The following is a 12,272-nucleotide window of genomic DNA, read 5'->3' on the forward strand; positions in this document are numbered from 1 at the left end:
GTCGTGCGTCTACCACGCGGCTAGCCCCTCCACCGCCTGCGGCCGTCGGGACGGCCGTCCGCACTGGACTTGTGAGGACTCACGTGAGCTCGAAACCTGTCGTACTCATCGCTGAAGAGCTGTCGCCCGCCACCGTCGACGCCCTGGGTCCGGACTTCGAGATCCGGCACTGCAACGGCGCGGACCGCGCCGAACTGCTCCCCGCCATCGCCGACGTCGACGCCATCCTGGTGCGTTCCGCCACCAAGGTCGACGCCGAGGCGATCGCCGCCGCCAAGAAGCTCCGGGTCGTGGCCCGCGCCGGCGTCGGCCTGGACAACGTCGACGTCTCCGCCGCCACCAAGGCCGGCGTGATGGTCGTCAACGCCCCGACCTCCAACATCGTCACCGCGGCCGAGCTCGCCTGCGGTCTGCTGGTGGCCACCGCGCGCAACATCCCGCAGGCCAACACCGCGCTCAAGAACGGCGAGTGGAAGCGCTCCAAGTACACCGGGGTCGAGCTCAGCGAGAAGGTCCTCGGCGTCGTCGGCCTCGGTCGCATCGGCGTCCTGGTCGCCCAGCGCATGTCGGCCTTCGGCATGAAGATCGTCGCCTACGACCCCTACGTCCAGCCGGCCCGCGCCGCGCAGATGGGCGTCAAGCTCCTCAGCCTGGACGAGCTGCTGGAGGTCGCGGACTTCATCACGGTGCACCTGCCCAAGACGCCGGAGACCCTCGGTCTCATCGGTGACGAGGCGCTGCACAAGGTCAAGCCCTCGGTGCGCATCGTCAACGCCGCGCGCGGCGGGATCGTCGACGAGGAGGCGCTGGCCTCCGCGCTCAAGGAGGGCCGCGTCGCCGGCGCCGGCCTCGACGTGTACGCGAAGGAGCCCTGCACGGACTCCCCGCTGTTCCAGTTCGACCAGGTCGTCTGCACCCCGCACCTCGGAGCCTCCACCGACGAGGCGCAGGAGAAGGCGGGCATCGCGGTCGCCAAGTCCGTCCGCCTCGCGCTCGCCGGCGAGCTGGTCCCCGACGCGGTCAACGTCCAGGGCGGCGTCATCGCCGAGGACGTGCGCCCCGGTCTGCCGCTCGCGGAGAAGCTCGGCCGGATCTTCACCGCGCTCGCGGGCGAGGTCGCCGCCCGGCTCGACGTCGAGGTGTACGGCGAGATCACCCAGCACGACGTCAAGGTGCTGGAGCTGTCCGCGCTCAAGGGCGTTTTCGAGGACGTCGTCGACGAGACCGTGAGTTACGTCAACGCCCCGCTGTTCGCGCAGGAGCGCGGCGTCGAGGTCCGTCTCACCACCAGCTCCGAGTCGCCCGACCACCGCAACGTGGTCACCGTGCGCGGCACGCTCTCCGACGGCCAGGAGGTCGCCGTCTCCGGCACGCTGGCGGGCCCGAAGCACCTCCAGAAGATCGTCGCCATCGGTGAGCACGACGTCGATCTGGCGCTCGCCGACCACATGGTCGTCCTGCGCTACCAGGACCGACCCGGCGTGGTGGGTGCGGTCGGCAAGATCCTCGGTGAGGCCGGGCTGAACATCGCGGGCATGCAGGTCTCGCGGGCCGCGGAGGGCGGTGAGGCGCTGGTCGTCCTCACCGTCGACGAGACGGTCCCGCAGCCGGTGCTGACCGAGATCGCGGACGAGATCGGCGCGTCCTCGGCCCGCTCGGTGGACCTCACCGACTGACGCCGCCGGGCCGGCGCGCACAGCCGGCCTCAGGACCCCGCCCCGTACCCGGTGGCAGGTCCGCTCGTTCCGTACGAGTGGTCCCGCCACCGGGTACGTCGCGTCGGGGGCCGGGACGACGGCCGGAGGAGGGTGATCGAACCGCCCGTATGGGCCCGGAGTTGGGTCCGGGGGCCCACGACGTGAGCGGGCCCGCGACCCTAGGGTGACCGGTTGTCATGTCACTCATGGGCACTCCGGGGGTCGGTCACGTATGTCTGCTGTCGGTGGCATACCCGTAGCGGGAGGTCCGGCTCCGGCCGCCGCCCCGCGGCGTGAACTCCCGGCCCCGCTGGTCCTGGTGCGCGTGCTGCTCCTCGTGCTGTTCGGCGCGACGGTGCTGGGGGCGGTCGGCCTGTCCGGCTCCGCCTTCGCGGCGGGGGCGATGGGCGCCGAGGTGCTCGGCATCCTGCTGTACGCCTCCGCTCCCGGCGTCCTCGCGGCACTGCTGGCCCGGCATGTGAGGACCGGCGGCCCCGGGGTGCGGTGGGGTGTCGTCGCGGTCCAGGGATGGCTGATCCTCGGCGGCCTCGCCAACCTGGGCGACGGGTCCCCGGACGGGGTCACCCAGCTGGTCCTGCCGATCCTGATCCTCGTCCTGATCAACCGCGCCGGCAGCCGGGCGTGGTTCCGGATGCCGGCCGCCGAGCGGGGGCAGCCGCCGAAGTTCTCGCTCCCGCACATGATCACCTGGAAGCGGGACCGGGGGCAGACCGCCCTGGAGTACCTGGGCCTGGTCCTGATCGTCGTGGCGCTGATCGCGGCCCTGACCGTGGGCGGTCTCGGCGGCCGGATCACCGCGGGCCTCCAGTCCGCGATCTGCTCGCTGACCGGCAGCTCCTGCCCGGTCTCTCCGGGCGGTTCGGTCGAGGCGGGCGAGGGCCCGGACGGCAGCACGGACGGCGGTTCGGGCGGGGGAGCGGACGGGGGCGCCTCCGGGGAGACGGCGGGGAGCGCGGACGGGGGCGCCGACGGCGGTACGACGATCACGGGCGGCACCACCGGGGGTACCACCGGAGGCGACGCGACCGGCGGCACGGGCGGCTCCGGCGGAAGCGGCGGCCCGGGCGGCTCCGGAGGGTCCGGCGGCACAGGAGGGTCCGGCGGCACCGAAGGGTCCGGCGCGTCCGGGGGTTCCACGACGACCGGCGGCGGGACCGGGGGCCCCGACGACGAGGGGCGGCCCGGCACCGGGGAGGACACCTTCCCCGAGGACGGCGAGGAGCCCGAGGCCGGCTACGACGTCCAGCCGGTCGACGACGGCGACGGCGAGGGAGACGGCGGCGAGCAGGCCGAGGAGCAGGAGGACTGCGGCGGCTGGGGCTTCTTCGGCTGCGCCTGGGACCGTACGACGCAGGTCTTCAAGGGCCTCGTGGTCGACGGGCTCTGGGGCGACATCTCCGGCATCATCGACCTGTTCAAGCCGGAGACCTGGTCGGGTCTGGTCGACTACGGCAAACAGCTCGGCGACCAGTGGGTCCAGGACTCCTCCGGCGCGGGCGACAAGTGGGCCGACGGCGACTACCTCGGCGCGCTCCTGGACTGGGGCGGTGCCTCCGTCAACACCGTGATCACGGTCGGCGACGACATCTTCGTCGGGGACGAGGTCCGCGAGCGCTGGAACAACGGCGAGAAGACCCGTGCCGTCACCGATGTGATCTGGAACGTCGGATCGATCTTCATCCCCGGCTACAACGTCGCGAAGGTCGTCGGCAAGGTCGGGAAGCTCGGCAAACTGGGCAAGATCGCCTCCGAGGTCGCGGAGGCCGCGGGTGACGCGAGCGCCGCCGCCCGCCGGGCCCGCAAGGCCGCGGACGCCGGCGACCTCGACGGCGTACGGAAGGCGGCGAAGGAGGCCGACGAGGCGGCGGACAGCGCCGAGGACGCGGCGCGCCGGACCGGCTGCGCGATCGCGGGCGGACCGCCGAGAGTGCCGTACGGACCGGGCGGCAGCGGCCCCGGCGGCGGGGTGCCGGGCTCGGGCACCGGTGTGCTGGCGGGCGGCTCTCCGGGCCGGGTCGTCCTCGCGGAGGGCGGCTGCGACGAGACGGCCAAGAAGGCGGCCGAGGAGGCGCGGGCCGCGGAGCGGCAGGCGCACCTGGAGCAGAAGCGGCTGGAGGAGCCGGAGCGGGCGCGCAAGGCGGCGGCGGACAAGAAGCAGTACCCGGATCCGCAGCGCAACGACACCTCCGACCCGCGCAACTACAACCCGCCGTCCTGGGCCGACGACCTCAAGGACCGCACCCTCGGCGACGCGGACGCGGGCGACGGCTACTGGGCGAGCCGGGACCGCAACCCCGCGCCCAACTGGAAGAACGAGTCCTGGCTCCGCTACCAGGAGCAGATCACGGGGACGAACCGGGGTCAGGAGTACGTCGTCCCGCACCCTCGGGAGGGCAAGCCGGCCGTGGAGTACGACGGTTGGGACTCCTCCCGGCAGACGTACCTGGAGGCAAAGAACGGCTACGGCAGCTATCTGTCCAAGACCGACAAGGGCACGCTCACCCCATCGGGCAAGGACAAGTTCGTCACCGAGGCCCGTGCGCAGGTGGAGGCGTCCGGCGGCCGGACCGTGGAGTGGCACTTCTCCGACCCGGACGTGGCCAAGGCGGCACGCAAGGCGTTCCGTGACGAAGGGCTGCCGATCAAGGTCGTGCACAGCCCGACGAAGCCCAACGACAGCACCAGGAAACCGGGGGCGTTCGACGAGTAGTCCCTGCCCCGGTGGGGGCGGCGCGCCGAGTAGCCTGCGATGCGGGGCGTTCCCGGCCGCCGAGCGGCCGGGAAGCCGTACGCAGACGGGTCGGCCGACGGAGGAGAGACGAGCATGCGACGTGTAGTGCGGGGCTTCTGGGGTCCCCGGCCGGAGCCGGTCGAGGCGCTGGCCGAGCGGTGGCGGCGGACCCTCGACGGGATCGCCGAGCTGGTTCCGCAGGCGGCCGACGTCTGGAGCCAGGTCCACGGCAACGGCCCCGCCACCGCCTTCGACGCAGACGAGGACGCGCTGCGCGGCGCGCTCCGCACCGCGCAGAGTGCCGCCGACTGGTCCGACCTCACCGGAACCGGGCTGCGGCTCGTCGGCACCGGGGCGCCCGGCTGGCAGGCCGAGGTCAGTGGACTGGCGGGCGGGCGACCGGAGTTCCTGCTCCAGTCGCTCGCGGTCATCCTGCACGCCCCGGACGGGGCCGTGGTGCCGGAGGAGGGGCTGCTGTCCCTCGTCGCGCGGGTGTGGGAGCCGGACTTCGGCGACGTGAGCGACGACGACGTCCTGGACGCGCTGGAGGACGAGGCCGGGTACTCCGTCAGCGATCCCGTCGTCGGCCGCGCCGGCTATCTCTCCCCGGCCCGCGCGGCCCTGGTCCCCGACGACCTGGAGGTGGTCCGCGAACCCCTCCCCGGCGGCGGGGAGTTGCTGAGCATCGCCGCACCGGGCGACAGCGCGACGGTGGTGCGGGTGTACGAGCGGCTGCGCGAGGCGGGGGCGCTGGCCCCGCTGCCCCGCCCGATGGGCCGGGCCACTCTGTGACCTCCCGTGCGGGTGAGCCCTTCGACGTGGAGCGCGCGGCGGCGGAGGTGACCGGCCTTCTCGCCGCCCCCGTACCGGCCGGCGGCCCCACCACCGCCGAGGGCGACCCGGTCACCGGCGAGTGGACGGCCACCGCGGGGGAGGGCTTCCGGATCGTGCCGCTGTGGGAGGGCGCCCCGCTGACCGGGGTGTACGCCCCCGAGTGGAACGGGGCCGAGGAGGCCGCCGAAGCTCATCTGACCGGTCTGGCACGGGTGTTGGACGGGTTGTGGGGACCGCACCGAACCGTGCGGCTGGACGGTCCGATGATGCGCAGCCAGGGCGGCTCGCCGGTGGATCCGCTGTTCGAGGCGCTGTTCGCCGAGGATCTGTACGGGGACCTGGAGGTCTGGGACCCCGTCGATCCCGGCGGGCGGTGGATCGCCCTGATCCGCGGCCACAGCGACGGGGACGCTCCGTTCGTGCTCGCTGCCCTGGTCGGCGACCGTCCGATCCCCGAACCGGCGGATTTCGACGGGCGGCTGTGAGCCCCGCGCGGAGATCCGGGAGCCCCGCGCGGAGATCCGGGGACCGGAGCGGGATCCACCGCTCCGGCCCGGTCACAGCCGTGACCGCTTCACCGCCATGTGCAGCAGGAGCCGGTCCTCGCCGTCGTTCAGGTCCAGGCCGGTGATCTGCTGGATGCGGGTGAGCCGGTAGTACAGCGTCTGGCGGTGGACGCCCAGGGCGGCGGCGGCCCGGCCCGCCTGGCCCGCGTGGTCCAGGAACACCTCCGCGGTGTGGGCCAGCTCCCGGTGTGACGGGGCCAGGAGCGGGGCGACCGCCGGGTCCCCGGCTTCGCCCCCCGGCCTCCGGGAGGGCGGTCAGCAGGCGGTACGGGCCGATCGACGACCACCGGGCGACCGGGCCGAGCCGGGGCTCGGCGCGGGCCGCGCGGGCCGCCGCCCTCGCCTCGCGCCAGGAGGCGGCCAGCTCTGCCAGGCCCCGGCGGGGCATGGCGACGCCTGCGGCGGCGGCGGGCCCTGCGTCGGACCGCAGCCGGTCCCCGGCGCTCAGGGCCGGGTCGAGCCGGTCGGGCGAGCGGAGCCGCACCAGCGCGGCCAGCGAAGGCGGCCCCGCCGCCACCGCGGGGACCGCCGCCAGCGCCGCGGCCGAGGCCACGGCCCGTACCGACGGGGTGTCGTCCGTCCACGGGGTCACGCACACCACCGTGTGCAGCCCCTCGGCGTCCCGCCCCAGGGCCTCGCCGAGGGCAAGGACGGCGGCGTCGTGCCGGGGGCCGGGCCCCGCCGTGAGGACCGCGCCGAACTCCCGCGAGAGGTCCGCGCCCGCCCGCGCCTCGTCGGAGAGCAGCGCCCCGATCCGCGCGGCGACCTCCATGGCGGCCGCCAGCCGCTCGTCGGTCGGGCCCGGTACGGCGTCGAGCAGCCAGACGTAGCCGAGAACGACACCCCGATGGCGTACCGGAAGACAGATGCGGTCCCGGAACACCCCGGCCTCCGGGGCGGCGGGGATGCGGACGGGCCCGGTGGCACGGGTGATGCCGAACCCCTCGAACCAGGCGCGCACGGCCGGCGTGGAGCGGCGGGTCAGGATCGACCGGGTGCGGACCGGGTCCATCGCCGTGTCGTCGTCGCTGTCGTGGGCTCCGAAGGCGACCAGGCCGAAGTCGCGGTTCTCCAGGGTCGCCGGGGCGTCGAGGAGGGCCGAGATCTCGTCGACCAGTTCCTGGTAGTCGCCTGTCACTCCGCCATTCTGCACCCGTGACCGCACTTCTTCAGACAGATGTATGAGATGGCGGCCACGGATGCGTGACAGGTGTCGATGGCACGGCCCGCACGGGGTGCCTAGATTTCACAGTGGTTATCCGTGCCGTACCGGTTCGTTCATGTTCGTACCGATGCGGCCTCCCGTCCGTACATTCGTGGAGGTGCCCCGTGCTGGGTCCCGTGATTCTCGCCGCATCGCGCAGCGACAAGATGCGCCGGTTCGTCTCGGCCGCGCCCGGCACCAAGCAGGTCGTCGACCGCTTCATCGCCGGGGAGACCGTCGACCAGGTCGTCCCGATCGTCGAGGACGCCGCGGAGAAGGGGCTGGAGGTCACGCTCGACGTCGTCGGCGAGGACATCACCACCCCCGCGCAGGCCGAGGCCGCCCGCGACGCCTACCTGGAGCTCATCGAGCGGCTGAAGGGCCTGGACCTGGGCCCCCGCGCCGAGATGTCCGTCAAGCTCTCCATGTTCGGACAGGCGCTGGAGGGCGGCCACGAGCTGGCCCTCGCCAATGTCCGCCCGGTCGTCGAGGCCGCCGCCGCCATCGGCACCACGGTCACCCTGGACGCCGAGGACCACACCACCCTCGACTCGATGTTCGCCATCCACGAGGAGCTGCGGAAGGACTTCCCGCAGACCGGCTGTGTCATCCAGTCGTACCTGTTCCGCACCGAGGACGACGCCCGCCGCCTGGCCGCCGCCGGCAGCCGCGTACGCATCGTGAAGGGCGCCTACAAGGAGCCCGCCTCCGTCGCGTACCAGGACAAGGCGGAGATCGACAAGGCATACGTCCGCATCACCCGCATCCTGATGGAGGGCGAGGGCTACCCGATGATCGGGTCGCACGATCCCCGTCTCATCGCCATCGCCCAGGAGCTGGGCCGCAAGGCCGGGCGCAAACTGGACGAGTACGAGTTCCAGATGCTGTACGGCATCCGCAGCGAGGAGCACGTCCGGCTCGCGGCCGAGGGCCACCGGATGCGCGTCTACACGGCGTACGGCACCGACTGGTACGGATACTTCATGCGCCGCCTCGCGGAGAAGCCGGCCAACCTGCTGTTCTTCGGCCGCTCGATCCTCACCAAGGGCTGATCGGCCCGCCGGGCTGACCCACATTCCCGCCGACATCAAGGAGACAAGGCACTCATGGACGCCGTCACCCAGGTCCCCGCGCCGGTCAACGAGCCGGTCCACTCCTACGCCCCGGGCTCCCCGGAGCGCGCCCGTCTGGAGAAGAAGCTCAAGGAGCTGAGCCAGAACCCGATCGACCTGCCGATGACCATCGGTGGCGAGAAGCGCATGGGCGGCGGCGAGCGGGTCGACGTCGTGCAGCCGCACAACCACCAGGCCGTCATCGGCACCTTCGCCGGCGCCACCGAGCAGGACGCGAAGGATGCCATCGACGCGGCCCTCGCCGCCGCACCGGGCTGGCGCGCGATGTCCTTCGACGACCGCGCCGCGATCATCCTGCGCGCCGCCGAGCTGCTGTCCGGCCCCTGGCGCGAGACCCTGGCCGCCTCGACGATGCTCGGCCAGTCCAAGACCGCCCAGCAGGCCGAGATCGACACCCCCTGCGAGCTGATCGACTTCTGGCGCTTCAACGTGCACTACGCGCGCCAGATCCTCGCCGAGCAGCCCCCGGCCAACTCCCCGGGCGTGTGGAACCGCATGGACCACCGCCCGCTGGAGGGCTTCGTCTACGCGATCACGCCGTTCAACTTCACGGCCATCGCGGGCAACCTCCCCACCGCCCCCGCCCTCATGGGCAACGTCGTGGTGTGGAAGCCGTCCCCGACGCAGACCCACGCCGCCGTGCTGCTGATGCAGCTCCTGGAGGAGGCCGGTCTGCCCAAGGGCGTCATCAACCTGGTCACCGGCGACGGCAAGGCCGTCTCCGAGGTGGCGCTGAACCACCGCGACCTGGCCGGTATCCACTTCACCGGCTCGACCCCCACCTTCCAGCACCTGTGGAAGACGGTCGGCAACAACATCGCCACCTACCGCACCTACCCGCGGCTCGTCGGCGAGACCGGCGGCAAGGACTTCGTCGTCGCCCACCCCAGCGCCGACCGCGCGATCCTGAAGACCGCGCTCACCCGTGGCTCCTTCGAGTTCCAGGGCCAGAAGTGCTCCGCCTCCTCGCGGGCGTACATCCCGGCCTCCATCTGGAACTCCGGTTTCAAGGAGGAGTTCGCGGCCGAGGTCGAGTCGATCAAGATGGGCGACGTCACCGACCTGAGCAACTTCATCGGGGCCGTCATCGACGAGCGCTCGTTCGCCAAGAACAAGGCCGCGATCGACCGCGCGAAGTCCGACCCGTCGTGCACGATCGTCGCGGGCGGCACCTACGACGACTCGGTGGGCTACTTCGTCCGCCCGACCGTCATCGAGTGCACCGACGCCGAGAACGAGGTCTTCACGACGGAGTACTTCGGCCCGATCCTCGCGGTGCACGTGTACGAGGACGAGAAGTACGACGCGATGCTGGAGCAGATGGAGTCGGTCTCCGACTACGCGCTGACCGGCTCGGTCATCGCCGGCGACCGCGCGGCCGCCGCGTACACGATGGACAAGCTCCGCTACGCCGCGGGCAATTTCTACATCAACGACAAGTCGACCGGCGCCGTCGTCGGCCAGCAGCCCTTCGGCGGCGGCCGTGCCTCCGGTACCAACGACAAGGCGGGCGCCCCGCAGAACCTCCAGCGCTGGACCCTGACCCGTGCCATCAAGGAGACGCTGGTCCCGCCGACCGACTACACCTACCCCCACCAGGGCTGACGCCCACCGCGGGGGCGCCGCAGCACGACGCCCCGGCCCCGGGTGCCCCGCCACGGAGCACCCTCCTCAGCCCCGCCCCCCGACCGGCCCCCCTGCCGGCCGGGGGGCGGTTTTCCCCTGTACGGGTCTTTCCCGTGGACGGGTCCCGGTGGGCGGACGGCTCCTCGCGTACGGATCCCGACGTGCGGCGGGTCGCCGTGTACGGGCCGAGGTGTGGGCGGTCCCTCGCGTACGGGCCCCTCGCGTACGGGCCCCGGCGTGCGGTCAGATCTCCACCAGCACCTGGTCCAGCGACTTGCGCACCAGGTCGGGGACCTCGCAGTCCTCGGCCGGATGGCCGACCGGGATCACGGCGAACGCCTTCTCGTTCTCGGGCCGCTCCAGGACCTCGGCCAGGAAGCGCATCGGGCTCGGGGTGTGGATCAGCGCGGCGAGCCCGGACAGGTGCAGGGCGGTGAGCAGCATGCCCACCGCGATCCCGACCGACTCGTCCACGTAGTAGTGCTTGCGCTTCGTGCCGTCCTCGCCGAGCCAGTAGCGCTGCTGGAACACCACGATCAGGGCCGGCGCGTCCGTCATGTGCGCCTTCACCGCGTCCGTGCCCAGCGGGCGCAGCGCGGCGAGCCACTCCTCGCCGAGTCGCCCGTCGTAGCTCACCTTCTCCTCGTGCTCGGCCGCCTCCCGGATGCGGCGGCGCACCTCGGGGTCCTTGACCAGGACGAAGGTCCACGGTTGCTGATGGGCGCCGGAGGGGGCGGTGGCCGCGCAGGCGATGGCGTCGCGCAGCACCTGCTCGGGGACCGGGTCGGAGGAGAACGCGCGGACGGTCCTGCGCTCGTCCATCCGCCGCCGCAGCCGGGCGGCACGTTCCAGGGACTCCTCGGCGGCGATCCGCTCGGGGCGGTAGGGCGCGGGGCGGTACGGAGCGCCGTGGGTGGGTGACCAGGGGCCGGGCGCGGCGGGTCCCGGCGTGGGGGCGGCGGAGGGCGTGGGTGTCGTGTCGGGCATGGCCGCAGTGTGCGCGGCGGGGGAGGGGCGGCGGAAGCGGGACTTCGGACAGGCGGGGGCGCCGGTCCCGGTCAGTGTCCGGTGACCGGGACGGGGTGTCCGCCGTTCACGGGTGGCCGGGGTGGCCGGGGTGGCCGGGGTGGCCGGGGTGGCCGGGGCGGCCGGGGCGCGGGTCGCCGGACGGGAGACCGCCGCGCCGCCGACCGCCGCGCCGCCGACCGCCGCGCCGCCGACCGCCGCGCCGACGGCGCGTGGGCCACCGCCCGCCGGAGCACGCGGTCTTGTGGATTAGGTAATGAGCATGTCAAATTCCTTCCCGGTACGTCCCCCCACGCCACCCCGGAAGGAGCCCCCCATGAGACGCAACTCCCGTGCGCGCCTGGGCGTTTCCCTGCTGCTCGTCGTCGGCGCCCTCGGCCTCGGAGCCACCCCCTCCGCCGCCGGTACCCCCTCCGCCTCCGACACCCCGGCCGCCGCGCCCTCGGCGACCCCCGCCCCGTCCACGTACGCGCTCGACGCCGCTGTCGAACGACGGCTCGGGGCCGCGACCGCCGGAACCTACCTCGACGCGAAGACCGGGAAGCTGGTCGTGACCGTCACCACCGACCGGGCCGAGGAGCAGGCCCGCGCCGCCGGGGCCACCGTCCGCCGGGTGGCTCGCAGCGCCGCACAGCTCGACGCCGCGATGGACACCCTGGAGGCCGAGGCGAAGATCACCGGCACCTCCTGGGGCGTCGATCCGCGCACCAACCGCATCGCCGTCGAGGCCGACTCCTCCGTCTCCGCGCGGGACATGGCCCGCCTCGAAGCCGTCGCCGAACGGCTCGGCGGCGCGGTCGACATCAAGCGGGTCCCCGGCGTCTTCCGGCGCGAGGTGCTCGGCGGCGGCGCGATCTACGGCGGCGGCAGCCGCTGCTCGGCCGCCTTCAACGTCACCAAGGGGGGAGCCCGTTACTTCGTGACCGCCGGGCACTGCACCAACATCTCCGCCAACTGGTCGGCCAGCTCCGGCGGTTCGGTCATCGGCGTCCGGGAGGGCACCAGCTTCCCGACCAACGACTACGGCATCGTCCGCTACACCGACGGCTCGTCGCCCGCCGGGACCGTGGACCTCTACAACGGCTCCACCCAGGACATCTCCTCGGCCGCCAACGCCGTCGTCGGCCAGGCGATCAGGAAGAGCGGGTCCACCACCAAGGTGACCTCCGGCACGGTCACCGCCGTCAACGTCACTGTCAACTACGGCGACGGGCCCGTCCACAACATGGTCCGCACCACCGCCTGCTCGGCAGGCGGGGACAGCGGCGGCGCGCACTTCGCCGGCTCCGTCGCCCTCGGCATCCACTCGGGCAGCTCCGGCTGCTCGGGCACGGCGGGCTCGGCCATCCACCAGCCGGTCGCCGAGGCGCTGTCGGCGTACGGCGTGACGGTGTACTGAACCGCCCCGCCGCCGCTCGCACCCCGCCCGCCCGG

At 73.1% G+C, this 12,272-nt stretch carries 8 protein-coding genes and 1 pseudogene; 7 read left to right on the forward strand and 2 right to left on the reverse strand.

The window, feature by feature from the left end; genetic code table 11:
* Positions 1-83: 83 nt before the first annotated feature.
* The 4 genes from serA (at position 84) to QFZ71_RS22735 (ending at position 5,768) form a co-directional block, all read left to right on the forward strand.
* Positions 84-1,676: a phosphoglycerate dehydrogenase gene (gene serA, locus QFZ71_RS22720; protein ID WP_307670010.1), complete on the forward strand. Its 1,593-nt coding sequence runs from the start codon at positions 84-86 to the stop codon at positions 1,674-1,676.
* Positions 1,677-1,929: 253 nt separating this feature from the next.
* Positions 1,930-4,428, forward strand: a complete 2,499-nt coding sequence (locus QFZ71_RS22725; protein ID WP_307670011.1) for a Tox-REase-5 domain-containing protein — start codon at positions 1,930-1,932, stop codon at positions 4,426-4,428.
* 114 nt (positions 4,429-4,542) lie between these two features.
* A complete protein-coding gene (locus QFZ71_RS22730; protein ID WP_307670012.1) occupies positions 4,543-5,241 on the forward strand; it encodes a hypothetical protein in 699 nt (232 codons plus the stop codon).
* Positions 5,238-5,768, forward strand: a complete 531-nt coding sequence (locus QFZ71_RS22735) for a hypothetical protein (RefSeq protein ID WP_307670013.1) — start codon at positions 5,238-5,240, stop codon at positions 5,766-5,768. Before QFZ71_RS22730 ends, QFZ71_RS22735 begins: the two co-directional genes overlap by 4 nt.
* A 72-nt stretch (positions 5,769-5,840) precedes the next feature.
* Here the strand turns inward: QFZ71_RS22735 and QFZ71_RS22740 are convergent.
* Positions 5,841-6,987, reverse strand: a pseudogene (locus QFZ71_RS22740) (PucR family transcriptional regulator).
* Positions 6,988-7,178: 191 nt separating this feature from the next.
* Between QFZ71_RS22740 and QFZ71_RS22745 the strand changes: the two are divergent.
* Positions 7,179-8,105: a proline dehydrogenase family protein gene (locus QFZ71_RS22745; RefSeq protein WP_307670014.1), complete on the forward strand. Its 927-nt coding sequence runs from the start codon at positions 7,179-7,181 to the stop codon at positions 8,103-8,105.
* 54 nt (positions 8,106-8,159) lie between these two features.
* Positions 8,160-9,791: an L-glutamate gamma-semialdehyde dehydrogenase gene (gene pruA / locus QFZ71_RS22750; protein WP_307670015.1), complete on the forward strand. Its 1,632-nt coding sequence runs from the start codon at positions 8,160-8,162 to the stop codon at positions 9,789-9,791.
* Positions 9,792-10,055: 264 nt separating this feature from the next.
* Here the strand turns inward: pruA and QFZ71_RS22755 are convergent, their stop codons facing one another.
* Entirely contained in the window at positions 10,056-10,799 is a 744-nt protein-coding gene (locus QFZ71_RS22755) for a nitroreductase family protein (RefSeq protein ID WP_307670016.1), read from the reverse strand.
* Between the two features lie 355 nt (positions 10,800-11,154).
* Here QFZ71_RS22755 and QFZ71_RS22760 point away from each other — a divergent pair, with 355 nt between their 5' ends.
* Positions 11,155-12,237: a S1 family peptidase gene (locus QFZ71_RS22760; RefSeq protein WP_307670017.1), complete on the forward strand. Its 1,083-nt coding sequence runs from the start codon at positions 11,155-11,157 to the stop codon at positions 12,235-12,237.
* The last annotated feature ends 35 nt before the right edge of the window (positions 12,238-12,272 follow it).

It is taken from the genome of Streptomyces sp. V2I9 (assembly GCF_030817475.1).
Classification (GTDB): Bacteria; Actinomycetota; Actinomycetes; order Streptomycetales; family Streptomycetaceae; genus Streptomyces.